This window comes from Neptunomonas qingdaonensis, from assembly GCF_900113275.1.
Taxonomy (GTDB): domain Bacteria; phylum Pseudomonadota; class Gammaproteobacteria; order Pseudomonadales; family Balneatricaceae; genus Neptunomonas; species Neptunomonas qingdaonensis.
In genome coordinates this window covers 79,462-106,133 of the sequence record NZ_FOOU01000010.1, presented here as the reverse complement: position 1 = coordinate 106,133, position 26,672 = coordinate 79,462, and the positions used below count along the sequence as shown (strand labels likewise).

21 protein-coding genes and 1 tRNA gene are annotated in these 26,672 nt (G+C 46.1%); 15 read left to right on the top strand and 7 right to left on the bottom strand.

The window, feature by feature from the left end; genetic code table 11:
- The first annotated feature begins 35 nt into the window (after positions 1 to 35).
- The 8 genes from cysN to nth all read left to right on the top strand — a co-directional run bounded on the left by cysN (position 36) and on the right by nth (position 8,889).
- The gene (cysN, locus tag BM099_RS14270) at positions 36 to 1,715 is read left to right on the top strand and encodes a sulfate adenylyltransferase subunit CysN (protein WP_090728803.1); all 1,680 of its coding nucleotides are present in this window, start codon (positions 36 to 38) and stop codon (positions 1,713 to 1,715) included.
- A gap of 163 nt (positions 1,716 to 1,878) precedes the next feature.
- A complete protein-coding gene (gene rsxA, locus BM099_RS14265) occupies positions 1,879 to 2,460 on the top strand; it encodes an electron transport complex subunit RsxA (protein ID WP_090728802.1) in 582 nt (193 codons plus the stop codon).
- A gap of 13 nt (positions 2,461 to 2,473) precedes the next feature.
- Entirely contained in the window at positions 2,474 to 3,085 is a 612-nt protein-coding gene (rsxB, locus tag BM099_RS14260; protein ID WP_090728801.1) for an electron transport complex subunit RsxB, read from the top strand.
- A complete protein-coding gene (gene rsxC / locus BM099_RS14255) occupies positions 3,082 to 5,634 on the top strand; it encodes an electron transport complex subunit RsxC (protein ID WP_090728800.1) in 2,553 nt (850 codons plus the stop codon). Before rsxB ends, rsxC begins: the two co-directional genes overlap by 4 nt.
- Before the next feature lie 15 nt (positions 5,635 to 5,649).
- Positions 5,650 to 6,699, top strand: coding sequence for an RnfABCDGE type electron transport complex subunit D (locus BM099_RS14250; RefSeq protein ID WP_090728799.1), 1,050 nt, complete (start codon positions 5,650 to 5,652; stop codon positions 6,697 to 6,699).
- Positions 6,699 to 7,349: an electron transport complex subunit RsxG gene (gene rsxG / locus BM099_RS14245; protein WP_090728798.1), complete on the top strand. Its 651-nt coding sequence runs from the start codon at positions 6,699 to 6,701 to the stop codon at positions 7,347 to 7,349. The genes BM099_RS14250 and rsxG overlap by 1 nt, the downstream gene beginning before the upstream one ends.
- A complete protein-coding gene (locus BM099_RS14240) occupies positions 7,346 to 8,062 on the top strand; it encodes an electron transport complex subunit E (RefSeq protein ID WP_090728797.1) in 717 nt (238 codons plus the stop codon). Before rsxG ends, BM099_RS14240 begins: the two co-directional genes overlap by 4 nt.
- 182 nt (positions 8,063 to 8,244) lie before the next feature.
- Entirely contained in the window at positions 8,245 to 8,889 is a 645-nt protein-coding gene (nth, locus tag BM099_RS14235) for an endonuclease III (protein ID WP_090728796.1), read from the top strand.
- A gap of 428 nt (positions 8,890 to 9,317) precedes the next feature.
- Here nth and yfaE read toward each other — a convergent pair whose 3' ends face one another.
- The 3 genes from yfaE to nrdA form a co-directional block, all read right to left on the bottom strand.
- Entirely contained in the window at positions 9,318 to 9,581 is a 264-nt protein-coding gene (gene yfaE / locus BM099_RS14230) for a class I ribonucleotide reductase maintenance protein YfaE (protein ID WP_090728795.1), read from the bottom strand.
- A gap of 10 nt (positions 9,582 to 9,591) precedes the next feature.
- Positions 9,592 to 10,722, bottom strand: a complete 1,131-nt coding sequence (nrdB, locus tag BM099_RS14225) for a class Ia ribonucleoside-diphosphate reductase subunit beta (RefSeq protein ID WP_090728794.1) — start codon at positions 10,720 to 10,722, stop codon at positions 9,592 to 9,594.
- An 86-nt stretch (positions 10,723 to 10,808) separates the two neighbouring features.
- Complete coding sequence (gene nrdA / locus BM099_RS14220; protein WP_090728793.1) at positions 10,809 to 13,073, bottom strand: class 1a ribonucleoside-diphosphate reductase subunit alpha; 2,265 nt, start codon at positions 13,071 to 13,073, stop codon at positions 10,809 to 10,811.
- Between the two features lie 588 nt (positions 13,074 to 13,661).
- On the opposite strand from nrdA, the gene BM099_RS14215 reads away from it, so the two are divergent.
- From BM099_RS14215 to BM099_RS14200, 4 genes are all read left to right on the top strand, one after another.
- A tRNA-Tyr gene (locus BM099_RS14215) sits at positions 13,662 to 13,745 on the top strand.
- 276 nt (positions 13,746 to 14,021) lie between these two features.
- Positions 14,022 to 14,228, top strand: a complete 207-nt coding sequence (locus tag BM099_RS14210; RefSeq protein ID WP_090728792.1) for a DUF2788 domain-containing protein — start codon at positions 14,022 to 14,024, stop codon at positions 14,226 to 14,228.
- 60 nt (positions 14,229 to 14,288) lie between these two features.
- Complete coding sequence (locus BM099_RS14205; protein ID WP_090728791.1) at positions 14,289 to 14,867, top strand: LemA family protein; 579 nt, start codon at positions 14,289 to 14,291, stop codon at positions 14,865 to 14,867.
- Positions 14,868 to 14,879: 12 nt separating this feature from the next.
- Positions 14,880 to 15,812 (top strand): GIDE domain-containing protein, encoded by a 933-nt coding sequence (locus BM099_RS14200; RefSeq protein WP_090728790.1) that lies wholly within the window; start codon positions 14,880 to 14,882, stop codon positions 15,810 to 15,812.
- A gap of 69 nt (positions 15,813 to 15,881) precedes the next feature.
- Here the strand turns inward: BM099_RS14200 and BM099_RS14195 are convergent, their stop codons facing one another.
- The gene (locus BM099_RS14195; protein WP_177201188.1) at positions 15,882 to 16,388 is read right to left on the bottom strand and encodes a HugZ family pyridoxamine 5'-phosphate oxidase; all 507 of its coding nucleotides are present in this window, start codon (positions 16,386 to 16,388) and stop codon (positions 15,882 to 15,884) included.
- Positions 16,389 to 16,478: 90 nt separating this feature from the next.
- On the opposite strand from BM099_RS14195, the gene kdsA reads away from it, so the two are divergent.
- From kdsA to BM099_RS14180, 3 genes are all read left to right on the top strand, one after another.
- Positions 16,479 to 17,324 carry a 3-deoxy-8-phosphooctulonate synthase gene (gene kdsA / locus BM099_RS14190; protein WP_090728788.1) on the top strand — a complete coding sequence of 282 codons (846 nt, stop codon included), beginning with the start codon at positions 16,479 to 16,481 and terminating at the stop codon, positions 17,322 to 17,324.
- Between the two features lie 89 nt (positions 17,325 to 17,413).
- Complete coding sequence (locus BM099_RS14185) at positions 17,414 to 19,381, top strand: SUMF1/EgtB/PvdO family nonheme iron enzyme (protein ID WP_090728787.1); 1,968 nt, start codon at positions 17,414 to 17,416, stop codon at positions 19,379 to 19,381.
- Positions 19,382 to 19,671: 290 nt separating this feature from the next.
- Positions 19,672 to 21,072 (top strand): DUF4139 domain-containing protein, encoded by a 1,401-nt coding sequence (locus BM099_RS14180; RefSeq protein ID WP_090728786.1) that lies wholly within the window; start codon positions 19,672 to 19,674, stop codon positions 21,070 to 21,072.
- Positions 21,073 to 21,187: 115 nt separating this feature from the next.
- Here BM099_RS14180 and BM099_RS14175 read toward each other — a convergent pair whose 3' ends face one another.
- From BM099_RS14175 to BM099_RS14165, 3 genes are all read right to left on the bottom strand, one after another.
- Positions 21,188 to 21,670 carry a tetratricopeptide repeat protein gene (locus BM099_RS14175; protein ID WP_090728785.1) on the bottom strand — a complete coding sequence of 161 codons (483 nt, stop codon included), beginning with the start codon at positions 21,668 to 21,670 and terminating at the stop codon, positions 21,188 to 21,190.
- Between the two features lie 63 nt (positions 21,671 to 21,733).
- Entirely contained in the window at positions 21,734 to 23,845 is a 2,112-nt protein-coding gene (locus BM099_RS14170; protein ID WP_177201187.1) for a putative bifunctional diguanylate cyclase/phosphodiesterase, read from the bottom strand.
- 17 nt (positions 23,846 to 23,862) lie between these two features.
- Positions 23,863 to 26,595, bottom strand: coding sequence for a hybrid sensor histidine kinase/response regulator (locus BM099_RS14165; protein WP_143083784.1), 2,733 nt, complete (start codon positions 26,593 to 26,595; stop codon positions 23,863 to 23,865).
- Between the last annotated feature and the right edge of the window lie 77 nt (positions 26,596 to 26,672).

Sequence of the window (26,672 nt, the reverse complement as noted above, 5' to 3'; positions counted from 1 at the left end):
AGCATTTTCTGATACCGAATTTAGAGAGCGAAACCATGAGCCACCAATCTGAGCTAATTTCTACAGACATTGAAGCGTATCTTCACCAGCACGAAAATAAAGAACTGCTGCGCTTTTTAACCTGCGGCAGTGTTGATGACGGAAAATCAACCTTGATCGGCCGCTTGCTTCATGATTCGAAAATGATCTATGAAGATCAGTTAGCCGCTATTCAGAGCGAAAATGCGCGTGTCGGCAACGCCGGTGAAGAACTCGACCTGGCACTGCTGGTCGATGGCTTGCAGGCAGAACGCGAGCAAGGCATTACCATAGATGTCGCTTATCGTTACTTTTCCACTGCTGAGCGCAAATTCATTATTGCTGATACCCCGGGGCATGAGCAGTATACCCGCAACATGGCGACTGGCGCGTCTACCTGTGACCTGGCGATCATTCTGATTGACGCCCGTCATGGCGTACAGGTCCAGACCAAGCGACACAGTTTTATTGTCTCCCTGCTCGGCCTGAAACACACCATCGTCGCGATCAACAAAATGGATCTGGTTGACTTCAGCGAAGAACGCTATGAGCAGATCAAAGCTGACTATTTAGAATTCACTGCAGATCTGGAACTACAGGACATTCAGTTTGTGCCGTTATCCGCGCTGAAAGGCGACAATGTGGTCAACCCATCCGAGCATATGTCTTGGTACAAGGGTCTGCCGTTAATGGAAACACTGAATACGGTAAAAATAGCACGCGACAAAAACTTTGAAGAACTACGCTTCCCTGTGCAGTATGTCAACCGCCCGAATCTGGATTTTCGTGGATACTGCGGGACATTAACATCCGGCATTGTCAAGCCTGGTGATGCAGTCACCGTACTGCCTTCTGGCAAATCATCACGTGTTAAATCGATCGTAACTTTTGACGGCGAGCTTCAGGAAGCGTTCCCGCCTATGTCAATCACTCTGACACTGGAGGATGAAATAGATATCTCCCGTGGAGATATCATCGTTCACAGCCAAAACATTCCGAAAGCAACCAATCGCTTTGACGCCACACTGGTTTGGATGGACGAAAAGCCTCTGGCCATCGGTAAAACATATGACATCAAGCTACTGACAAGCCGCACAGCCGGCTCAGTTACAACTATCCGTCACCAAATTAATGTCAACACGCACGAGTGCTCAGATGCCAGCACATTGCAACTGAATGAAATTGGTCGCTGCGAAATTACTCTCGAGCGCCCCATACTGGCGGATAACTATAAAGCATTTCGCGGTACGGGTTCCTTCATCGTGGTTGATCGTCTGAGCAACGCAACCGTTGCTGCCGGTATGATCATCGATGCAAATACAGATGCAACAACTTATGAGCTGTTCAACACTGCCCAGGTAAGCGCTGAGCAAAAAGCCCGTCGCTTTAGCCAACAGCCTGCCGTGATCGCACTATCGGGGGAAGCAGCAGCGACTGAAACATTGATACACTCACTAGAACAGGCGTTGCACACAGCAGGCCACGGTGTTGCCACACTAATCAAAAGCAGCTTGCCAACTGAACTGTCACAGCACGCTTCATCTCTGGCCGACCTGTTAAAACAAAATGGCTTACTGGTGCTGACTGATACCCAAATCCAGACACCAGCCCTGACAATCCAGGTTGATCAGCTACCCAAAGGTAGTGAACAGGTCGCCAGCGTCATTCAACAATTGCGCGATCAAAAGCTGATATAAGGCACCTCAATGCAAGTGGCGGCTCAGGCCGCCCTCGCATTGTGTAAAATCAGGCCTTAAACGGTGCCTACAGAGGCAGTTTAGGGTACAATTCAGCCTTTGCTTACTTCAGAGATCTATCGGGGGAAACCAAGGTAGATTTTCGCATTTTGATGCAGAGATCATGACAGATTTTCTTCTCATTTTAATCAGCACCGTGCTGGTGAATAACTTTGTACTGGTTCAGTTTCTTGGTCTCTGCCCTTTTATGGGTGTATCCAATAAGCTCGAAACAGCCATGGGCATGTCACTGGCCACCACCTTTGTACTGACCCTCTCGTCAGTGTGCAGCTATCTGGTATACACCTACCTGCTGCTTCCATTTGAATTAGCCTATTTAAAAACCATCTCATTTATCCTTGTTATTGCCGTTGTTGTGCAATTCACCGAGATGGTGGTCAAAAAAACCAGCCCTCTGCTGCATAAAGTGCTGGGGATATTCCTGCCGTTAATTACCACTAACTGCGCCGTATTAGGTGTTGCGCTGTTGAATATTAAAAAGCAGAACGGTTTTATGGAGTCTATTTTCTATGGCTTTGGCGGCGCGGTGGGTTTCTCGTTAGCGCTCATTCTGTTCTCAGCCATTCGTGAACGCGTTGCGGTGGCCGATGTACCTACACCGTTTCGTGGTGCAGCCATCGGCATGGTCACTGCTGGCTTAATGTCACTGGCGTTTATGGGCTTCACCGGCCTGGTTAAGTTTTGAGTAGGCCGTATCGATGAGTCCAATTTTAATTGCCATTCTGGTTTTACTTAGTTTAGCCGTCGTTTTCGGCTTAATACTCGGCTATGCGGCTGTCCAGTTCAAAGTAGAAGGCAACCCCATTGTCGACCAGATCGATGAACTTTTACCACAAACTCAATGTGGCCAATGCGGCCATCCTGGCTGCCGCCCCTATGCTGAAGCGATTGCTAATGGCGAAGCGATTAATAAATGCCCTCCTGGCGGCCAAAGCACCATTGACGCACTTGCCGATCTTTTAGATGTCGAAGCGGTTCCGCTTGACGCTGAGCATGGCGAAGAAAGCGTTAAAACCGTCGCCTATATCCGTGAAGATGAATGCATCGGCTGCACCAAGTGCATCCAGGCCTGCCCTGTCGATGCCATTTTAGGCGCCGCCAAGCAGATGCATACGGTAATAGTTTCGGAGTGCACCGGATGTGACCTTTGTGTTGAACCCTGTCCCGTTGATTGTATTGATATGCTACCGATTGAAACCACATTAAATAACTGGAAGTGGACACCTCCTATACCGGGTGTGCAATTAATTGCGACAGATAGCGGCAGACGATTAGATAAAGTGTTAAGTGAAGAAGAGACCGCCTCATGAGTAAAATTTTTGCTTTCCATGGCGGTATTCATCCTCCTGAAAATAAAAAACAATCAACGCGATCGCCGATTCGCCCTGCTCCTGTACCTGCACAGCTGACGATTCCTATCCAGCAGCATATCGGCGCACCCGCTAAACCCTGCGTCAAGACCGGTGATTATGTACAAAAAGGTCAGCTCATTGCTAAAGCGCAAGGCCGAATCAGCGTTTCTATTCATGCCTCCAGCTCAGGGACTGTCACCGACATTAGCCCGAAGGCTGTACCACACCCTTCCGGTCTGAATGCGCCTTGTATTAGCATTCAGACAGACGGCAAAGATGAGTGGATTGATCATCAGGGCCTTGATGATTATCGAAGTGTTCCTAAGCAGACCCTGATCGAATACATCCGTGATCATGGTATTGCCGGCATGGGGGGGGCAGGATTTCCCACCGATGTAAAACTACATCTGGGTGATGATCATATTGTTAACACCCTGATTATCAATGCCGCCGAGTGCGAACCCTATATCACGGCTGATGATATGCTTATCCGGGAACGGGCTGAGCAGATTGTTGGCGGTATAGAGATCATCAACTACCTGCTCAAGCCAACTCACATCCTCATCGGCATTGAAGACAACAAAGCACATGCGATTCGCGTTCTTGAAGACGCCTTACGTCACACAGAACTCAATATCGATATTATCGTTGTTCCAACAAAATACCCGTCAGGCGGTGAGAAACAGCTAATTCGGCTATTAACAGGTGTCGAAGTACCCAGCGGGCATATCCCGGCCGATGTCGGCATTGTCTGCCAGAATATTGGTACGGCGGCGGCCATTAACCAAGCCGTTAACTACGGCACCCCACTGATCTCGCGCATCGTTACCGTCACCGGAGGCGCCGTCAGCAAACCGCAAAATCTGGAAGTGCTGATTGGAACGCCGATTAATACTTTGCTGGAAACCGCCCGCATCAACCACGACCAGCTCAGCAGATTGGTGATGGGTGGCCCTATGATGGGTTACACCATTGAGAATGATTCTATTCCCATCATAAAAACATCCAACTGCATTATCGCAGCGACGGCAGAAGAGATGCCGCCAGCGCCACCTGCGCAAGCCTGCATTCGTTGCGGACTATGTGAACAGGCTTGCCCTGCAGAACTGCTACCGCAACAGCTTTACTGGTTTGCCAAAAGCAAAGAATTTGAAAAGGCCAAACATCATAACCTGTTTGATTGTATTGAATGCGGCGCTTGCTCCTATGTTTGCCCAAGCAATATTCCACTAGTGCAGTACTATCGTTTTGCTAAAAACGAAATACGTGCCGAAGAAGCAGAACAGCGTAAAGCGGATCAGGCGCGGCTACGTTTTGAAGCCAGACAGGCTCGTCTGGAACAGGACAAAGTCGACAAAGAAACACGCCGTAAGGAGCGTGCTGCACAGGCAGCAGCGGCACAAGCCATCAAGAAAACCACACTTGAGACGGCCCAGACAAACCCCGAAGACCAGATCAAACAGCTAAAAACTGCAGCGGCAGTAACACGCACTAAGCTAAAAAAAGCGCTTTCTGCATTGGAAAAAGCCAAAGCTGAAAGTAGTGATGATATCGCACAACTAGACCTTCAATATAAGCAGGCGGAACATGCGGCCGAAGAGGCACAAACAGCACTTGAGGCCGCAGAAAAAGGTGCACTTGTATCCGCAGCGACTAGTAACGCACCCGATATTAAACAACTAAAAACACAGGCAGCCGTGGCACGCACCAAGCTCAAAAAAGCGCAACAAGCACTTAAAATGGCTGAAGAAAAAGGCCATGACGGTGTAGAAACGCTACGTGCGACAGTAGCAGAGCTGGAAACCAAAGCAGCCAATGCACAGCAGGCATTTGCTGATGCTGAAGCGAGTAATAGTTCAAGCGGAGCCGCTTCTCAGTCATCAGCGATGCTTCAGGAAGCTGCCGACAAAGCATTACAAACGTTACAAAAAGCAGAAGCGGCTCTGGCCACAGCAATAGAAAACAACAGCCCGGCAGCAGACAAGATGCAAGCCGGTGTTGAAAAGCTAAAAAGCAAATACACAGAAGCATTATCTGCACTGCAAGACAACGCCAAAACGCAGCAGCCTTCTATCCAGCAAGCTACTGGCCAGCAAGCGATTGAACGTAAACCGATAGACCTAAAAGCATTGAAACAAAATGTTTCTATTATGCGCACCAAGCTGAAAAAAGCTGAAAAGCTGCTGGAGGCAACAGACGAGAACTCAGCAGAAGCCTCTGAGTTACAACAAGAAATTACACGTCTGACTCAGCTGCATCAGGAAGCCAAAGCACAACTTGATGCTGAAGAAGCCATTCGAATCAAAGCGGCCGCGGCTCAGGGCATTGATCTTAAACAGTTAAAAATTGACGCTGCGCTTGCTCGCGCCGCCGCCACTAAACTGCAACGATCGATCAAAAAAGAGCAGGAGTCTGAACAAAACAATCTGGATGCGCTGCAGGCAGAACTAATTACCGCCCAGCAACAGGCAGACAAACTCACCCACACACTTAGCCAATTTGAATAGGAAATGCGGTAGATTATGGCGCTGATTCGTATCACATCACCCCACGTACATAAACCCGTCAATACGGCTGGTATCATGCGCCTGGTGATTCTAGCCACCTTGCCAGGTCTGCTGGCCATGACTTTTTTCTTTGGCTGGGGCACACTGATCAATATCATCTGGGCCTCCCTGTTGGCCGTGACCTTTGAAGCCATCTGCATAAAGGCGAGAAACCGTCCGCTGTATTTTTATCTGAAAGATTACAGCGCTATTCTGACAGCCGTGTTAATAGCATTGGCGTTGCCACCGTTTGTGCCCTGGTGGTTAACCGCTGTCGCAGTGTTTGTTGCAATTGTCGTAGCCAAGCAACTGTACGGAGGGATTGGCCAAAATCCGTTTAATCCGGCGATGGTGGCTTACGCTCTGGTATTGATCTCATTCCCGCTGGAAATGACCCGCTGGACAGCCCCCTTTATGCTACAGGGTGATGGCTGGAATATTCTTGGTTTTGTGGACACGCTACAATTGATATTTGGCGGCTGGTCTGAGCATGCCGATGCCTTCACGTCAGCTACACCTCTGGATGTCATGCGTCACCGTGGCGGCCTTACGACAGAGGAAGCATGGAGAGCATCAGATGTTCTGGCGAATGTCGGCGCCTGGCACGCGGTCAGTGCTGCTTACTTTATGGGCGGCATTTTACTGCTTTATAAGAAAATATTCTCATGGCACACCCCGGCGGCAGTACTTATCTCTTTAGGTGCCATGTCGACCCTCTTTTATGTTATCTCGCCCGATACTTACGCCGACCCTTTCTTTCATCTGACGGTAGGTGGAACCATATTAGGTGCCTTCTTTATCGCTACCGACCCAGTTTCCTCGGCCACCAGTAATAAAGGCAAAATCTGGTTTGGTATTGGCATCGGCGTATTGATCTTCACCATTCGTACCTGGGGAAATTATCCGGATGCGGTGGCTTTCAGTATTCTGTTAATGAACCTTGCTGCACCTTTTATTGATCAGTACACACAGCCGCGCACCTATGGCCACAAAGCGCCTAATAGCGGCCTGAAAGGAAAAGCTTGATGGAACTCCTGATATCACTTCGGCAAAACACACTGGGCATTTCTATCTTTGCCATTGTCACCGCAGGACTGATCGCCCTTACACAAGTGTCAACCAAAGAACAGATCATTGAAAACGAGCGCACACAGCAAGCTAAAGCGCTATACGAAATTATCCCGGCAGATAGCATCGATAATGACCTGCTACACCATCAGATCGACATTGAAGCACCTATGCTGGGCTACGCTCACGCCAAAGCCTATCAGGCAATGCAAAAAGGCCAAGTCACTGCTGTGATTCTTCCTGTGCTAACACCCGATGGTTATTCCGGCGACATTTCTTTGATTGTTGGCATTAATGCTGACGCTTCGGTTGCTGGTGTTCGGGTTCTTTCGCATAAAGAAACGCCTGGGCTTGGCGATAAAGTCGACCTGAGAAAATCAGACTGGATACTGAGCTTCAACCAAACCAGCATGCAGGGATCAGATGACCAAAGCTGGGCGGTGAAAAAAGATGGCGGCCAATTTGACCAATTTACCGGCGCCACTATTACGCCACGTGCCGTCGTTATCGCCGTTAGTCGTGCGCTTCAGTTTTTTCAAAACAATCGCACCACGCTCTTAAGACCCAGCCCCAGTCCCAGCCCAACGCCTGATAAGGAGGCTTCATGAGTATCGACTATAAAGAGATCACATTAAACGGGCTGTGGCATAACAATCCTGCACTTGTGCAGTTATTAGGCTTGTGTCCATTACTGGCGGTTACCGCGTCAGTCGTCAACTCCATCAGCCTCGGCATCGCCAGCACCCTGGTATTAACAGGTTCAAATCTGACGATTTCAATGTTCAGGAGGTTTGTGCCTGATGCGGTACGCTTGCCGGTGTTTGTGATGATCATCGCGTCGTTTGTTACCTGTATCGAGCTACTAATGCAGGCCGTCACTTACGAACTTTATCAGATTCTGGGAATCTTCATTCCGTTAATCGTTACCAACTGCGTCATCATGGGCAGAGCAGATGCGTTCGCGTCTAAAAATCCAGTATCCGCATCAGTTCTGGATGGTGCGATGATGGGTATTGGCTTTACCGCTGTTTTAGTGCTGTTAGGCGGCTTACGTGAAGCCTTAGGATCGGGTACTTTATTCGCTGATATGCACTTGCTGTTCGGCCCTATGGCTGAAAACTGGACGATTGTGCTTGTGGATGATTACAAAGGCTTCCTGTTCGCCATATTACCGCCGGGCGCTTTTGTCGGCTTAGGCTTGCTCATCGCGTTAAAAAATATCATTGATAAGCGCCTTAAGGATCGCCAGTCCGCTAAAGCGCCTGCGCACAGCCAGGAAGCTGGCAGTAAACGCGTCCGTGTAACCGGCCAGATAAGCTAACAAGCCCCTCCAGGCAGGACAAGGTAAAGGATACGCTTTACCTTGTCTCTACTAACGACATCCTGTTCTAACGACGCTTTCCTCTGACTGCGCTCTCTGCTCACGACATTCTCGACTGAGAAGATTGGTTTTTACTCGCAAGATCGATAAGATACTGCCTCTTTAAATCAACAGAAATACACATGAATCAGCTGAAACGACACGAAATTTTTAGCCGCTGGCGTGCAGACAACCCCCACCCAACCACCGAACTGGAATATAGCAGCCCTTTTGAGCTACTCATTGCCGTTTTGCTGTCGGCTCAATCGACCGATGTCGGCGTCAATAAAGCAACCCGCAAGCTATATCCTGTCGCCAATACGCCAGAAGCCATTTTGCAGCTGGGCATTGAAAAGCTAAAGAGCTATGTCAAAACCATTGGCTTATATAACACCAAAGCCGAAAACATCATTAAAACCTGCCAGATTTTAGTGGATCAACACCAGTCTATCGTGCCTGATAACCGGGAAGCGCTGGAAGCCCTTCCCGGGGTCGGCAGGAAAACTGCCAATGTGGTGTTGAATACCGCCTTTGGCCACCCGACCATGGCGGTAGACACACATATTTTCAGAGTCGGTAACCGCACCCGAATCGCCCCTGGAAAAAATGTGCTGGAAGTTGAGAAAAAACTGCTCAAGGTAATCCCTAAAGAGTTTTTAGTCGATGCGCACCATTGGATGATTCTACATGGTCGATATGTCTGTACAGCACGTAAACCTAAATGCGGCAGCTGTTTAATTGAAGACCTGTGTGAATTCAAAGAAAAAACTGAAATAGGCTGTGAATAACTGTAAATATTGATCTTCCCAGTGGATTTATAGTTACCCCCAGAAACTGTGGATAATTCTGTGGAAATCTTTTGAGTAGATACCTGCAGCGCCCGTCATTACTCACTCCATGTTAAATTGTCCGAATTTCACACAGAAACAATAAACATCTAATTTTCAATGACTTATGTTTTACAATAGTAAAATATCAATTTTTTTATTGATTTTTATTTAAAATATACTAGCGGTTTTCAGCTTGTGGATGACGCAAACAAAAGTGCCCTAATAATGTCATTATTAGGGCGGTTTTTGATGAATAAAGATTGCGCGGTGGATAAAAGCATGAAATAGCCCCTTATCTGAAAAATTACTCACAACAAAGAGAGCTAACAGATAAACAGAACTATCCCGGGAAGGGGTTCACCAGAAGAAAAGCAGCGTGTTATCAATCAGGCTTCCGGGATCTCTATTTCCAGATGCGTTTTAGGAATACAGCAACAGGTCAGAATTTCTCCGTCATCCATATCCAGCAGTGTTTCCTGAACATACTCTACCTCGCCATCGATGAGGCGAACTTTACAACAGCCGCAGTAACCCCCGCGACAGTTATAAGGTGCCGGAATATCCTGCACTTCCAGTGCATCCAGCAGCGTAGATTCATACTGATAATAGAATGTATGAAAGTGATTAACTTTGATTCTTGGTATAGCCATCACTTATCCTTTAGAGGTCAAAATCATCAAAATCAGTATCGTCAACCTGGTTATCTATCTGCCCTACTAAATAGGAGCTGATTTCCGACTCCTGAGGTGCCACCTGAACATTGTCACTGCTCAACCAGGCATTCATCCAGGGTAAGGGATTCTGCGTGGCAGGGAACAAATCAGCATAACCTAAAGCACGCATACGCACGTTTGTAATATATTCAACATAGTCGCTGAGAATTTTCGCATTCAAGCCAATCATGGACCCATCACGAAACAGGTAGGTGGACCACTCCTTTTCCTGTTGAGCCGCTTCTGCAAAAATAGCGATCGCCTCGTCCTTGCACTCGATGGCAATCTCTTTAAACTCCGGATCATCTGCGCCTGATGCCAGAATATTCAGCATATGCTGTGTACCGGTGAGATGCAGCGCTTCGTCGCGCGCAATCAGTTTAATAATCTTGGCGTTACCTTCCATGATGGCGCGCTCAGCAAACGCAAATGAACAGGCAAAACTAACATAAAAACGAATAGCTTCCAGTACATTAACCGAGACCAATGTCAGGTATAGCTTTTTCTTCAGGTTACGCATGCTGACATCATGCGTTTTGCCTGCAATCACATGCACACCGATACCATGCACGGAATAGACACTGGTCAGCTCGATTAGCTCGTCATACAGACGCGTTACCGCTTCCGCACGTTTTACTATCTCTTCATTAGTGACGATCGCATCGAACACCTCTGAAGGCTCGGTAATGATATTGCGAATAATATGCGTATAAGAGCGGCTATGAATGGTTTCACTGAATGCCCAGGTTTCAAACCAGGTTTCCAGCTCAGGCAATGAAACGATAGGCAAAAAAGCTACGTTCGGAGATCGACCCTGTACAGAATCCAGTAATGTCTGATATTTAAGATTACTCAGAAAAATATGCTGCTCATGATCAGGCATATTCATGAAGTCTTTACGGTCAGTTGACAGATCGACCTCTTCCGGACGCCAGAAAAAAGACAGCTGCTTCTCAATCAGCTTTTCAAAAATCGGATATTTCTGTTTATCATAACGCGCCACATTGACACTGCGACCAAAAAACATGGGCTCAAGCGTAGCATCATGCCCGCTGGTGTTAAAAGTAGAGTAAGACATTGATAAGTAATCTGCTAATTCATTTACTGGAGGTTAAGCAGATATCTCGCCTTATCGGCGGACATCTGCCACTCAGAATTTAAAACCTATAGCTTGCAGGCACCGCCTTCACAACCATCGTCGTCTTGCTGATCTTTAGCACCGTCACGGGTATTATGATAATACAGTGTTTTTACACCGTACTTATAAGCGGTCAGCAGATCTTTTAATAATTGCTTCATCGGCACTTTATCGCCCGGGTAGTTACTCGGATCATAATTAGTGTTAGCCGATATCGACTGATCCACAAACTTCTGCATGATTCCGACTAACTGCAGATACCCCTCGTTGTTTGGAATATTCCAAAGCAGTTCGTAATTATCTTTTAATGCAACATAGTCAGGTACGACCTGTTTCATGATGCCATCTTTACTGGCCTTAACGGATACATAACCGCGCGGTGGTTCGATACCATTGGTTGAATTAGTAATTTGTGATGAGGTTTCACAAGGCATCAACGCAGTTAATGTACTGTTACGCAGACCAAACTCACGAATATCTTCACGCAGCGTTTCCCAGAAATAATGTAACGGCTCCTCGCAGAACTCATCAATTTCACGCTTATAAGTATCAATCGGAAGAATACCTTTGGCGTACGTTGTTTCCTTAAACTTAAGACACGGGCCCAGTTCTTTTGCCAGCTGGTTAGACGCTTTCAGCATATAGTACTGAATCGCTTCAAACGTACGGTGTACCAGCCCATTGGCAGAGCCGTCTGAGTAACGCGTACCATTTTTTGCCAGATAATAGGCAAAATTTGTCACCCCTACGCCCAAGGTGCGACGATTATCTGTCGCATTTTGTGCAGCCAGAATTGGATAATCCTGATAATCCAACAAGCTGTCCAATGCTCTGACAATCAGGTCGGATAGCTCTTCCAGCTCATCAAGATTACTCAGCGCACCCAGGTTAAACGCCGATAAAGTACAGAGTGCAATCTCACCTTCAGGATCATTGATGTCATTCATCGCTTTAGTCGGCAGCGCAATTTCCAAACATAGATTTGACTGCTTGACAGGCGCGACAGCAGGGTCAAACGGACTATGCGTATTGCAGTGATCGACGTTCTGAATATAGATACGGCCAGTAGACGCACGCTCAGAAGCCAGCAAACCAAACAGTTCAACCGCTTTAATCGTACGTTTACGGATAGAAGCGTCTTGTTCATACATTTGATAAAGACGCTCAAACTCATTTTGATCTGCAAAGAAGGCATCATACAGACCAGGGACTTCATGCGGGCTGAACAGGGTGATATTTCCGCCCTTAATCAAACGCTGATACATGAGTTTGTTTAATTGCACGCCGTAGTCGAGGTGGCGAACACGGTTTTCTTCAACGCCGCGATTGTTCTTCAGTACCAGTAACGATTCAACCTCAAGATGCCAAAGTGGGTAAAACAGCGTTGCAGCACCGCCCCGCACACCACCCTGTGAGCATGATTTGACCGCTGTCTGAAAGTGCTTATAAAAAGGAATACACCCTGTATGAAAAGCTTCGCCATTACGGATTGGGCTGCCAATCGCACGAATACGCCCAGCATTTATACCAATACCCGCACGCTGCGATACATATTTAACAATAGAACTTGCTGTCGCGTTAATAGAGTCAAGGCTATCACCGCACTCTATCAATACGCAGGAGCTGAACTGGCGTGTTGGCGTTCGCACACCCGCCATGATAGGCGTCGGCAACGACAGCTTGAACAGCGAGGTCGCATCATAAAAACGTTTAACGTAACCTAAACGCGTTTCTTTCGGGTAAGAAGCAAACAAACAAGCCGCCACTAGCATATAAAGAATCTGCGGGCTTTCATAAATTTCGCCGGATACGCGATTCTGAACCAGATACTTACCTTCCAGTTGCTTAACCGCCGCATAACTGAAATTCATATCGCGGCTATGATCGAGATGCTCATTAAGCTGATCAAAATCCTCACGGCTGTAATCTTCTATCAGATGTTTATCATACCGGCCCATCTCAACCATGCTGGCAACATGATCAAACAGATGTGGTGCATCAAAGCTATCAAAAGCACGCTTACGTAGATGAAAAATGGCCAGACGGGCTGCTAAATACTGATAATCCGGGGCTGTTTCAGAGATCAGATCAGCCGCAGATTTAATCAATGTTTCATGTATATCAGAAGTTTTGATGCCATCGTAAAACTGGATATGTGCCTTTAACTCTACTTCAGAAGGAGACACCTGATCCAAGCCATTTGCTGCCCAGATCACAACCCGATGAATTTTTTCCAGATCAATTTTTTCACGACGTCCGTCACGCTTAGTGACCATCAAATCTTTCTGCATAATAAGACTCTTATGTTCCGCTAAATATAATAATTATGAAAAATATGTTGTTTGTATTCTAGTGTTCATCAAGTGGCATCGTCGCAAAAAACACACAACATCTTGTACGCCGATCGGCAACAGGCACTAAATATAGCTATATTCGGCTTTATTTCAAGCTTATTTCAGTCTTGATTTTCGTCATCTATTGTGCCGAGCCGTGGCCGACTGACGCAAACACAGCGCCCATGCGGCGGCCACTAAAATCAAGCAAATTAAAAATAATTTTTAGATAATTTTTGAATATCAATGCATCATTTACGACGGAAAAAAACTTACTGAAAATGTGCTTTAATGATTTACAAATGCAGCAGAATGCGATCTTTATTTTGCCTTAATTAAGACAAGGCTGGCAGGCGATCAAGAAAGCATAGCATGAGTAAAGTTAACAGAGCTTTGCTTCCTTAATGAGCCCTTAAGCTAATTAACAAACCAACCGGCTGCGCCGGTTCAAATATCAAACAAAGTACTCATGTTAAAAAACATGCTAATAAGTGTCGTTCAGGCATTTACAATCAGAAAATTTAAGTCTATTATCTGCGCCCTTCTGGTGAGGTTCCCGAGTGGCTAAAGGGATCAGACTGTAAATCTGACGCGCGAGCTTCGGTGGTTCGAATCCACCCCTCACCACCAGTTTTTTTCATTGCCTTTGATTATAAACAACCGTTTTATCCTATCCCCCTTATTGACCCCACACACAATTATCCAAACCCTTACATTCTGCTTAACACATGATAGTGACAAACTAGCCGCCAGCCTGGGCGTGTAACTTATAATAATTCCCTTAGTGTTACTCTATTCATTAGACAAGCCTTCTCGTAAAATCTATTTCTTACACCTATACCTTTCGCGTCTGGCTTTGATGTATAATAGCGCGCCAAATTCTCAAACATATTCGGTTTTTCTACTATGCGCTTAGCTGATATTGAAGGCCTGATGCTGAACATCGGGATAATTGTTTTCTCCTGTTTTATTTTTTTCATCATCTATGATCTTGCAAAACGCTCTAATGCCGGCAAATTCGGAACTCTTGTGCTATTTTTTGCTTTAGGGTTAGGATTAGCAGCCTTTATCATCAAAACAGTTGCCGTCGAGATGATAGAAGGTCACGTTTAGCGTGCTGATCAACAACTGACCCTCTTTCTTTTTGTGTTTAGTTGTTAAAGGATCATTCAAATGGAACCAGGTACTCTGATTTTTATTGGCGTTATCGCGCTCATCACCTTCTATGTTATCTCTCTGTATAACAATCTGGTGCGCTTGAAACACAATGTATCTCAAGCCTGGTCCAATATTGATGTATTACTAAAACAACGTCATGACGAGCTGCCAAAGTTGGTCGATACCTGCCGTGAATATATGCAATATGAGCAGGAGACGCTAACCCGTGTCATTGAAGCTCGTTCACAGGTCGCAACGGCGCGAGAAAAACAAGACATCAATGGGCTGGGCCAAGCTGAAACTCAACTGCGAATTGGCCTTGGAAGTCTGTTTGCACTTGCTGAAGATTACCCTGAACTCAAGGCCAGCGATTCATTTCAACACCTGCAGAGCCGCATTACCGGCCTTGAGAGCTCGATTGCAGACCGTCGTGAGTTTTATAACGAATCCGTCAATATTTACAATGTCCGTATTGAACAATTTCCTGATCTGATCATCGCGCGGCAGCTAAATTTCAGCTCCCGGGCATTACTCGTTTTCAAAGATGCCGAACTTACGGATGTCAATATCGGCCAGCTCTTCAAAAGCCATTGATCTGAACGTCTGATGATCAGCGAATCAGCCATTGGCATCATGCTGACCTTAGCCGCGGCAGCCTTCACTCTGTGGAAAGGCTTTGCCTGCTTAAAACACTACCGCTTAATAACAGGCACTCCCACCTCTCGGATTCGATCAGCCCATCAAGGCTATGTTGAAATTACCGGCCATATTATTGAAGGCGAATACGGCCCCTTAATAGCCCCTCTATCGGGTCGGGAATGTGTATGGTATCGGTATTCAGTTTCCCATCTGCAAAGCAGCGGAAAAACCAAGCACTGGCGAACAGAACGCAGTGGTGAATCTGATATATGGTTTCAGGTGAATGATGGTACAGCGACCGGGCTGATAGACCCTGCTGGCGCCACCGTCAGAACTGTCAATACTCGCACCTGGTATGGTGACACTCCTAACCCAAACAAGCTCGCGGCGCATCATCCGAATAAGCCAGGCATGCATCTATCAGGGTTCAACCTGAACAAGCTGCTGTTTACAGAGCTGAGCGGTTCACGCTATCGCTATCAGGAAACCTTGCTGTTTACGCATGAACAGATATACGCATTAGGGCAATTCCAAAGTGTTGGCGGGGGAAGGCACCTGGCACCATTGCAACAACTCTCGGGAGAAGTTATCCGCGAATGGAAACAATCTTATAATGACCTGTTGCAGCGTTTTGACAAAAACAACGACAAAAAACTTGATATGCAGGAGTGGAGCGACGTTCAGCAAGCCGCACAAAAAGAAGCCGTACAACGCCGAACGGACATGGCAGTAGCTCCCACTATGCATGTTCTTTGCTGCCCGAACGATAACAACAATCCCTTTCTGATATCAACTTTTGACGAAGAGAAACTCGCCACTCGATATGGCTGGTATGCCCTGACAGCCTTACTTGCACTGATCGGGGAAGGCGCTCTGCTATATCACTTCTTAATGAATTAGCCGCGTTTAATTAGATGGCAGCCCCTTATTTTATAACGAGAATGTAATAGCCTTTTTTAAGGGCAGAGTCTAATAACGTGACCGACCTGCCAGTTTTTCACCACTAACATGCGCCAGCTCCATCTTTTGAAGATCTAACTGAAATGCTTTACCAAAACCCGCAATATAGCGAGCATTACCAGCCGAGAGTTTGAACAACAAAAAGTCAGGCAAGTTTCTTAACAAGCCAACCGTTCCTCCTAACGACGCCTCCATACTATCCAGCACTGTGACGTTAGCCACCTGATCAAGCATTTCAACGTCAGCATCAACAATTACGCGCTCACGGGCAAACAGGTTCTGGCTCAGCGCTTCATCACGAATAATCATCAAACCTGCTTTAGGTGTTTGCTGTAAATACTCCGTATGGCTGGCTAACTGGCTGACATAAATAAAAAAATGCTCACCCTGTCGCACAAAAGGAGCATAACTAATATGTGGCACTCCCTGTGAATCAACCGTGGCTATCTGCAGTGTTTTGCTGGTATTCAGCAAAGCCATACAGTCCTTCAGGTGTTTTGTTTCTTCATCATTCATCTGAAAACTCATTTTCAAGTATCACTTGCACCATTTTATCAAGCCTTCACGTATAATGCTGGCTTTACAGCTTTTATCAGGTTAGAGATCATGCAACAGAAAGTCGTTCAGGTAGGCAAAATAGAAATTGCGAATGATAAACCAATGGTGCTATTCGGCGGCATGAATGTACTGGAATCACGTGATATGGCATTACGTATTGCCGAACACTATGTCACCGTCACCGATAAATTGAACATCCCTTACGTGTTCAAAGCTTCGTTTGATAAAGCCAATCGCTCATCACTGACTTCATTCCGTGGACCCGGCCTGGATGAAGGTTTAAAAATTCTTCAAGAGATCAAAACGACTTTTAATGTCCCATTGATCACTGATGTACACGAACCACACCAGGCCGCTCCGGCCGCTGAGGTATGTGACATTATTCAGCTGCCAGCATTTTTATCCCGCCAAACCGACCTTGTTCAGGCGATGGCCGCTACCGGTGCTGTGATTAATATCAAAAAGGCTCAGTTTCTGGCCCCTCATGAAATGAAGCACATTCTGCACAAATGTAAGGAAGCCGGTAACGATCGGCTGATTCTTTGTGAACGCGGCAGCACATTTGGCTACAACAATCTGGTCGTTGATATGCTGGGCTTTGCCATCATGAAAGAGTTTGGTTACCCCATCATGTTTGATGCGACTCATGCATTGCAGGTGCCCGGTGGGCGTGCAGACTCTGCTGATGGTCGCCGTGGTTTAGTCGCTCAGCTATCACGTGCGGGCATTTCTCAGGGGATTGCAGGTTTGTTTTTAGAAGCACACCCTAATCCGGCTGAAGCAAAATGTGACGGCCCTTGTGCGTTACCACTGGACAAACTGGAGCCTTACCTGGCTCAGCTGAAAGCTGTTGATGAACTGGTTAAAAGCTTTCCACCTTTACAGACCGACTAGCCAGGCGTAATAGATAAACAACTGATTTTATTTAAAACATTGCCCATTCTTGTCTATTATTAAGTAGTAAATACTGACAGGCACGGGCAATGGATATCCGACAACAAGCACTTTCACTGAATGATGGCCAGATCATTGGCCCGGAACACCATAAATTCAGACTCAAAGGTACGGCCACGCCTCACCCTCTGGGAGAGTTCTGGCAAGCTGACGATATCAGCACGCCCAGCCCCACGCCTGTGTCACTGATTGTTCTTTCAGAAAATCTTACAAAACATAAAGAATTTCTAGCCGCTTTTAAGCAGCAAATCATTCTTGCAAAGAATCTTCGCCATAAGCACATCACCGCTATCTACGGCTATTTTGTTCAACGCGGTGGAATTTTATTTTTTGCTTGTGAAGCGCTGGACGGGTTAACGCTGCAAACGCTCATACAAACAAAAAAAATCAATAAACTGAAAAAAAATCAATTACAGGGCCTGCTCACACAAATAGCTGGCGCTGCTGACGTCTATATTAATAAAGTCTACAAACCACACGCAGCACTGGCACCGGACCTGATCTACATTAACCGTCAGGGTGGCGTAAAAGTTTTACCCATTAGCCCACGAATCTTATTGGAAAAAACCAGTTTCAAACTCGACCCGGCGTTTCAATTCCCTGCCTATCAGGCACCCGAGGCATTTCACCCCAACCTGCTGCCCACTGCTGCGGACACCTATTCAATGGCGTGTATCGCTTATGCTGCACTATCAGGATCCCCACCATTCGGGTTGGAAGAGGATGAAGCCTTACATGTCCGCAAAGAGCTAAAGCAACCCTCGAGTTTAAACAAAAAACAATGGGCATCACTACAACAAGCGCTTGCGACTGACCCAGAACTACGTCAACGCACTTCTGCTGAACTTATCAGTGCTCTTTTCATCGAGGAAGCGGATAACAGCACATCGCCTGTTGCAGACAATGAGCCACTCAAAACTAAGACAACGGATACTTCAACGACTGCCAGGCTATCCGGCGGCATCAGTCGATTCTGGTCTTCTTTATTTATGGGCAGCACACTCTTTATCGCAGGCGTGGCGGTAGGCTTTTTTGCTAGTTTCTTCTTCGCTCAACAGCAACAGACATCAACCAACCAGTACCTTGCCGCCTGGAAGGAGCAAGCCGAAATATGGAAAACCACAGCGGATGATCAAGCCAATAAGATAATCCGGTTAGAAGAACAACTCGCTAAACAAAACACATCGGATATCAAGACTACAGAGCCATTGTCCAGAGAAGCCAGCCCGCTTCAAGAGAACTTCAAGATTTTCCAGGATACCTTGCTGGATGGTGCTTATGGGCCGCAGATGATCAGTTTACCTGCCGGGCAATTTCAGATGGGAGATCTGAACAATCAGGGCGACGATAACGAAAAACCCATCCAAACCATCATATTTTCAGATTCATTCGCCCTTTCCCGTTATGAAGTCACGTTTAATGAATATGATCACTTTGCTGACATCACAAAAAGAAAACGCCCCGATGACGAAGGTTGGGGACGCGGCTTACAGCCCGTCATTAATGTCAGTTGGCAGGACGCTAACGCCTATGTGAAATGGCTCGCTGCCCAAACCGGACAATCCTACCGTTTACCTTCAGAGGCAGAATGGGAATACGCCGCACGTAGCGGTACGAGTTCAGCCTATTGGTGGGGTAATGAATTATCAACCGAACGAGCCGTATGTGATGGTTGCGGTTCGCTCTGGGATGCAAAACAGCCAGCACCCGTTGGTGCGTTACCCGCTAACCCTTGGGGACTGCATGACCTAAACGGAAACGTCGATGAGTGGGTGCAGGATTGTTATTCAGATACTTATTCCGGACATCCGACAGATGGCAGTGCGCGCGTAGCCAGCAACTGCGCTTACCGCGCCATGCGAGGCGGTTCATGGTTTGATATTGGCCGGGTTATTCGCTCTGCCAGCCGCTACCGCCACCCGCCTGATGCTGCACGCAATACCTGGGGATTTCGTGTAGCGTTAGATCTACCTAATGAACAAAAACCGACTGATTAACGTTTACAGACGTATTAACACTAACCGCTTGAATTATCCAGGCGAAGCGCCTGTTTTGCTAGCGGTAAACCCTCCTTAAGAACCGCCGAAAACTCACGTCTAATCATCGAAAATTATTGCCGCCAGTGAAGAATAACCAGAAACACCGGAGTATCATGTCACTGAAGCCGACCTGGTGGATCTTCGCTCAATCCAGGTAAAACGAGACTGGTTTTTCATATAAGTTTTTACATAGAAGCTTTCTACACAGCATACTCACACAGAATCGCAATGAATAAAGGACGACAAAGATGCCATTTAAACTTCTCTCAATCACTCTCTTCACTGCGCTTCTCTATCCGCTAGCCACACAAGCCAACACTATTATTACTGATGAGGAGCAGACAGATCTTGCGGTTACCTTATACACTCAAAATTTGGGCCTGATTCAAGATAGCCGATCCATCCCTCCTCTGAAAAAAGATGAAACGATTGTTATTCGCGACGTCAGCAAGCTTATGCAAACCGAAACACTACAGATCAGAAATGCCGGCGCCATTAAAGAGCAGACGCTGAATACTGCATCACTCAACTACTATGCATTGTTAGAGCGTCATATCGGCGAAAATATCATTCTGGCACGAAGCCAGAGCAATGCTAAGGAGATACAACAGACTGTTCAGCTACTCAATGTAGAAGGCTCTACAGCACTCGTTGAGAATAATGGCCGTATTGAGTCAATTCCACTCTCGTCAGAATGGCGGATTATATTTCCGACAAGCCCCGCCGATCTTTTATTAAAGCCAAGCCTGACTTTTCGAAGCGAAGGTACTCACACAGCAGGCACGGCCCAATTCAGTTATCTGACTCAAGGTCTCAGTTGGCAGATGGACTATGTAATGACGTTAAATGAGGATAGTAGTGAGCTTAGACTAGAGGGTCTGGCTTCTTTAATGAACGATACCGGCACTCCCTTAAAGAATGCTCGCATACGCCTTCTGGCTGGCGATGTATATGAGGATACCAGCCCCCGCCACAGAGCTAAAACAGTGATGATGGCACAGTCGATGGCTGAAGACTCCAGCTCGCCCATGCCGGAGGCACTCAATGACTACCAATTATATACATTAGGGGAGCGTGTAACCTTGCAGCATCAGCAGCGCACTCAAGTTCCCTTAATGCAGGCTGACAAAGTTGGCATAAAAGCATTACAAAGATACCAGTTTTATATGAGTAATGGTGTCGATAACCAAAGTCATACCGTTAAACCTGAGTCGTTCATACGTTTCACAAATAACCAGCAACACGGATTAGGGGCTCCGTTACCGGCGGGTCAGGTGCGTTTCTTCTCACCCGACAATACAGGTGAACTCCACTATATCGGCAGCTCTCATATCAACCAGACGGCAAAAGATGAACACGTTGAGTTAGCCATGGGGAAAGCGTTTGATGTCACTATCATTCGTAAACAAACTGATTTTCAGACCGCTTTTGACGGTACGGTTACTGCCTATGAAGTCCGTATCAGAAACAGCGCTTTGAGCAGCCGCGATATCGAAGTGACGAGTCTTTTCTCACAACCATGGAAACTTATCAGCAGTACCTCAAAGCCCGTTGAACAAAGCGCAGGCATGGCAAAATGGAAAATAACCGTTCACGGAAACAGCGAATCATTACTGACCATGCGGGTGAGACTGACAAAACCGCAATAAATATGCACGATTGCTCCTTTGTCCTCAGGAGCCTGTCGAATTTAACGCTGATCTACTTGCTACGACCGGCCAAGTCCGACAGACTCCCAGCGGTGTTAAAAACCTACTCAATCAGTTATGGAGTAATAGCGAGCGTTGGTTGCAGTGATTGCCAACGCTCAGCTTCCTTCGCATTAACCGCCTGCCCCAACTCTCCCAACTGATATATCTTCAACATTCGTGATATGGCCAGCGCATGCCCTTGTGAAGCCGCCAACTGATAGTAATGAAATGATTTTTCATCCGAAGCAGGAAAGTAATGTTCAAAACCAGACTCATAAATTCTGGCCATCTGGTACTGCGCTTTCATATCACCTTTATCGGCAGCACGTTGTAAGTAGATACCGCCCTGTATGCGATTATCTATTCCCTCGCCGCGAAAATGCAGCAGGTGACCATAAACGGATAACGCCTGACAACTGTCATTATCCGCTGCAAAGCGAAATATACGCATGATCCACTGATGTTTACGTCGGGAGTTTTTAAACAATGGAGCACGAAAGAGAAGAAATGCGAGCTTAAAAATTCCTGGAGCCAGCCACTTCATCAGACTATTCATTATCAAACCACCTTAAAATCAGATGGTGTTAATATATCATTTATTCTGACAATATCCGCACACTTATACGGCAATTATTCCTTTTCTTAACAATTGATCAAAAGCCTGATCATCAATAGGTCGCGAATACAGAAACCCTTGTAATTCGTCACAATCCTGATCCTGTAAAAAAGCGGCCTGAGCTTGAGTCTCAATCCCTTCAGCTACCACCCGAAGATGCAGTGAACGCGCCATTGCGATAATAGCCAGCGCTAATGATCTATCTTCTCTACTCCCGGGAAGCTCCGAAACAAAAGTGCGATCTATCTTTAATGTATCAAGTGGAAAACTCCGCAAATAGCCTAATGATGAATAACCCGTACCAAAGTCATCAACGGCAATACGTACCCCTATCTCTTTGAGTAAAGCCAGCGTCGTTTGTGTTTGGGAGACATCTTCCATAATAGCGGTTTCGGTCAATTCAACCTCTAAAAACTCAGGATTAATGCCGATGCGTTGTATCACCTCTCCGATCGCTTCAGCTAAACGAATATCTCTGAATTGAACCGCACTTAAGTTTACCGACATAACAAAGTCTGTATACCCAGCATCATGCCAGCTTTTCAATTGCTGACATGCGACCTCCATGACCCAGGCTCCAACCTCGTGGATTGCGCCCATCTCCTCCAAAACGGGTATAAACTCATCAGGGGAAATAAGGCCTATCTCCGGATGCTGCCAGCGTAACAAGGCTTCCCCACCCACAATACGCTTATCATCTGCGTTGATGCGTGGTTGATAGTGTAATCTGAATTGCTGTTCTGCTAATGCCTTGTGAAGCTCGACCTCCAACAACATACGACGCTGAGTATTCGCCAGCATACTTTCATCGTAACAACATATAATATTGCGGCCTTGACGTTTTGCATGGCGCATTGCATTTTCAGCATTGCGAAGCAAAGTCCCCAGATCCAATTCGCTATCAGCACTGTTGGCATAACCGATACACGAGGTAAGCGACACTTCATGCCCATTAACTTTAAAAGGAGCCGATATACAGTCCAGCAACATTGCCGCTACTTCAACATGACAAGGATGAGCAGCGGAACAGCAGATAGCTAAACTGAATTTATCCCCCCCCCAACGGCATGCTTCAGTTCTCAGGTCTCCCATTTTTCTACTAAGCTGGTCTACAAGAGCTACGATTCTATGGCTTACTTCTATCAGAACAGCATCACCGGTGCGATGCCCAAACATGTCATTGATTCGAACAAAACGGTCAATGTCTATCAATATAAGAGCTATACATCCATCCCTGCTGACACACTCACCAATCAATCCATGCATCGCACGATTAAAGGCCTCGCGGTTCTGTAAACCGGTCAAGCGATCAAACCGGGAAAGAAACTGAATACGCGCTTCGGTTTCTTTGCGGTCAGTTATATCCTGCAGAGTACCTTCAATGGCAACCAACTGCTCCTGATTATCATACTCAAGTTCAGACTGAACCCGAAAAACCTGATGTCTGGTTGAACCGCCCCCAGCGTTAAGCGTTATTTCAAAATCAGCAGGAATTGTCTGTTGATTCACTGCACGCTGTACTATTTGAGTAATGCGGGATCGATCGATCTCAGCTACTCGGGAGAGCAATTGTTCAGCCATGATATTATTCACATCCAGCTGCAATCTTTCTGCTAGTGCTTCAGAGATAATCATCTTTTTCTTAAACACATCCCAACGCCAGTAATCCAGACGTGCTATTGATTGTGCTTTTGCCAGCCTGGCTTCACTTTCTACAAGGCTACTCATTGCATCAACGGCGCGTAACATAAAACGCAAGCGCTGCTTCAATAGCGTCCAATTCACCGGTTTCGCGATAAAGTCTGTCGCACCGGCTCTATAAGCCTCTTCAATCGAGTTATCGCCCTCCAGCCCAGTCATCATCAAAACCGGAACCGTCTTTCCTGAATGGAATTTTCTCAGTCGCCGACACGCCGCAAAACCATCCATCACCGGCATGTCCACATCGAGCATAATCAGATCAGGATTGATATCCTGCAAAATATCGAGAAGCATCTGCCCATTTTCAGCTGATGCGACAGCGTATCCTTGCTGACGAAGATGTGCTGCCGCTACCATTCGAATCGTAGGGTCATCATCGACAACGAGTATTGTCTGGCGGTTGGTTTTGGGCATAACAGAGTTTTGCTCCATCACATTAAATCGACAAGTTTCTGCTGTGATGTTTGGTTAGCCTGAACCAATAATTGGTACTGCGCCTGTAAATTATCTGTATGCGACATCCTGCACCCCTCTTCTATTTCCCTGCTTAAAGCGTGAACCTTATCAAGCCCGAGCGTCCCGCTAGATGATTTTAAAGCATGCGAAAGCCGACGAATCTCTTCAAAATCTTTTTGGCGAAGCGCCTCGTTCAACTCAATAATAATTTGATTGCTGTTCTCAATATATGTAGCAATCAACGAGCCTAATAAAGGCTGACCATCGTCATCCTGCAGATCATTAAAACTATCCACCTGCTGCATATTAAGATCACACAACTCGCTATCTATACTCACTTTCTGTATTACGTCCATGTCAGAAAACTTGAGAGGTGCTTGCTCTTTTAGCCAATGGGTCAGCATTTTATGCAAGCTTTGACGGCTATAAGGCTTACTTAAATAGTCGTCCATCCCTCTACTCAGATACAATTCACTATCACCATCCATTGCATTCGCCGTTACCGCCACGATAGGTGTGTAGGGTAAATGCTCCAGTACTTCCTCTTCACGTATACAGGAGGCGGCTGTAATGCCATCCATAATGGGCATTTCTATATCCATTAAAATCAGATCATAAGGGTGATTACGCCACTTATCGATAGCTTCAGCTCCATTTGTGGCTGTATCAAACGAACACCCCATCATCTTCAACAAACCTGTGGCTACCTGCTGATTCACCGCATTATCTTCAACCAGTAAAATGTGCCCCTGTAATTCTGCTAACGCCTTATCAGTTTGCCCTATCAGCGGCACAGTAGAGTTACTGACATGCCCTTCTGGAAGTAACAAATCACATAATGCAGCCAAAAATACTGACGGCTTTATCGCCCCCTGATCTTCTCGTATGATGCCTACGTATCCCGGCAGTCCCATCAGAGGTGATGTTTTCGAAGCTAACACCATAAACTTAGTTGCAAATTGCCCATACCGGTAGTTAAGTGCATGAATAAATCGAGCTGCCTCAGTTTCATTGCCCAATGTATCGAGTAAAACCAAATTGAAAGCGTTGTTTTTTTCTACAGCCGCCTGTATTTTTTCTTCTACTTCGCTTTGGACTGCTGCTCTTTCAATAACCACTCCCCAATCCGTTAACAAATCATGTAAGAAATCCATTTCGACGTTATGCTGCCCATATATGAGTGCCCGGATACCCTGAAGCAATGTTTTGCCCTGAACTACACATTTAAAACTCTGACGATCCAAAGGTAGCTCAAACCAAAAAACTGATCCTGTATCCAATTCGCTATCAACGCCAATGTTACCTCGCATCAACCCGACAAGTTGTTTCGAAATAGCCAGCCCTAATCCTGTCCCTCCATATTTACGTGTTGTAGATGAGTCGGCTTGTGAAAAAGATTCAAAAATTTTCTCTCGAGCATCTTCTGAAATACCAGGACCACTATCATGAACTTCAATGCGCACGTAAGGGTTTTTACCCGAAAACACAACGGCGACATTGACACTGACATAGCCGGCTTGCGTAAATTTAAGTGCGTTGCCCACAAGATTAAGCAGAATTTGCCGGATTCTTATTGGATCACCGAGCATCTTTCCATTAAAATCAGGATCAAAATCATGAGAAACGGTTAATTTTTTACCATTTACAGTTTCACTTAGTAACTGCAAAACTTCCTCAATCTGTTCATATAAATCAAACCGAATAGATTCCAGCTTTAGCTGGTTCGCTTCAATTTTTGAATAGTCGAGAATGTCATTGATAATATTGAGCAATGCAGTCCCAGAGCGCTGAATTGTATCAGCCTGACGTTTTTGGTCAGGCGATAAGGATGAGTTTAACAACAGCTCAGTCATGCCTAAAACGCCATTCATCGGTGTACGGATTTCGTGACTCATGGTTGCCAAAAAACGAGATTTTGCCAAACTCGCTTCTTCAGCAGTATCCCTGGCGAGCTTTAGCGCCTCATCACGCTCTTGAATCTGTCCTATCATGGTATTAAAACCATCAACCATCACACCAAATTCATCCGTTGAAGTGTTCTCAACGCGTCTCGAATAATCGCTGATTTCAGATACAGCATGCATCGCATGAATCAATTTCTCAATGGGTTTAATAATGACATTCTGTAATCGGGAAGAGATGAAATACCCAAAATACAGCACAACTAAGAGCCCCAACAATCCAAAAAACATCCAGTTATTTAACATATGTTTATAACTGGATAGGCTCACCCGAATACCAAGACTTCCAATAAACCGATCTTTTTCTTTTATCGACTGCTCAACTGCTAAGTGATCAGCATAAAACTTATATTGCCAATCATCAGTAGTAGCCTCAACCTTCAAAAGCTCTGTTATGTGCTGCTGATAATCTGTTTCCACCACCGACGAGCTATTCATCCGCCGGTATTCAGCAAATACATCCCCATTAGCATTCCTCAATACAGCATATTCAATATCCATATCGGCGCTAAGCGTATTTAACAACTCTGTTGCTGTCTGCTCATCGTGAAAAACCAATGCCGCTGTTGCATTAATACTCACGGCCTTTGTTAACGTATGCAGTGAGCTGACCAATTGCTCCCGGCTACTGATCCAGAAATTGACAATAAAAAAAGCATAGGAAATTGCCAATACGGTTGAGGCTGTCAGCATGACGAGGGCTGACAACTTGTGTCGAACTGGCAGATTACGGAGCAACCGTTTCAAAAATAATTACCCATTTAAACAGTAGGTTATGACAATACATACTTTACAATATTTTAGAACAAGCGTTCGAAAATAAC

Coding starts and splice junctions, on each gene's coding strand:
- BM099_RS14175 (WP_090728785.1), bottom strand. CDS start 21,670: ATGAATAGTCTGATGAAGTGGCTGGCTCCAGGAATTTTTAAGCTCGCA.
- BM099_RS14240 (WP_090728797.1), top strand. CDS start 7,346: ATGAGTATCGACTATAAAGAGATCACATTAAACGGGCTGTGGCATAAC.
- nth (WP_090728796.1), top strand. CDS start 8,245: ATGAATCAGCTGAAACGACACGAAATTTTTAGCCGCTGGCGTGCAGAC.
- BM099_RS14185 (WP_090728787.1), top strand. CDS start 17,414: ATGGATATCCGACAACAAGCACTTTCACTGAATGATGGCCAGATCATT.
- rsxB (WP_090728801.1), top strand. CDS start 2,474: ATGAGTCCAATTTTAATTGCCATTCTGGTTTTACTTAGTTTAGCCGTC.
- BM099_RS14250 (WP_090728799.1), top strand. CDS start 5,650: ATGGCGCTGATTCGTATCACATCACCCCACGTACATAAACCCGTCAAT.
- rsxA (WP_090728802.1), top strand. CDS start 1,879: ATGACAGATTTTCTTCTCATTTTAATCAGCACCGTGCTGGTGAATAAC.
- yfaE (WP_090728795.1), bottom strand. CDS start 9,581: ATGGCTATACCAAGAATCAAAGTTAATCACTTTCATACATTCTATTAT.
- rsxG (WP_090728798.1), top strand. CDS start 6,699: ATGGAACTCCTGATATCACTTCGGCAAAACACACTGGGCATTTCTATC.
- BM099_RS14205 (WP_090728791.1), top strand. CDS start 14,289: ATGGAACCAGGTACTCTGATTTTTATTGGCGTTATCGCGCTCATCACC.
- BM099_RS14210 (WP_090728792.1), top strand. CDS start 14,022: ATGCGCTTAGCTGATATTGAAGGCCTGATGCTGAACATCGGGATAATT.
- BM099_RS14195 (WP_177201188.1), bottom strand. CDS start 16,388: ATGAATGATGAAGAAACAAAACACCTGAAGGACTGTATGGCTTTGCTG.
- nrdA (WP_090728793.1), bottom strand. CDS start 13,073: ATGCAGAAAGATTTGATGGTCACTAAGCGTGACGGACGTCGTGAAAAA.
- BM099_RS14200 (WP_090728790.1), top strand. CDS start 14,880: ATGATCAGCGAATCAGCCATTGGCATCATGCTGACCTTAGCCGCGGCA.
- BM099_RS14180 (WP_090728786.1), top strand. CDS start 19,672: ATGCCATTTAAACTTCTCTCAATCACTCTCTTCACTGCGCTTCTCTAT.
- kdsA (WP_090728788.1), top strand. CDS start 16,479: ATGCAACAGAAAGTCGTTCAGGTAGGCAAAATAGAAATTGCGAATGAT.
- rsxC (WP_090728800.1), top strand. CDS start 3,082: ATGAGTAAAATTTTTGCTTTCCATGGCGGTATTCATCCTCCTGAAAAT.
- BM099_RS14170 (WP_177201187.1), bottom strand. CDS start 23,845: ATGCCCAAAACCAACCGCCAGACAATACTCGTTGTCGATGATGACCCT.
- nrdB (WP_090728794.1), bottom strand. CDS start 10,722: ATGTCTTACTCTACTTTTAACACCAGCGGGCATGATGCTACGCTTGAG.
- cysN (WP_090728803.1), top strand. CDS start 36: ATGAGCCACCAATCTGAGCTAATTTCTACAGACATTGAAGCGTATCTT.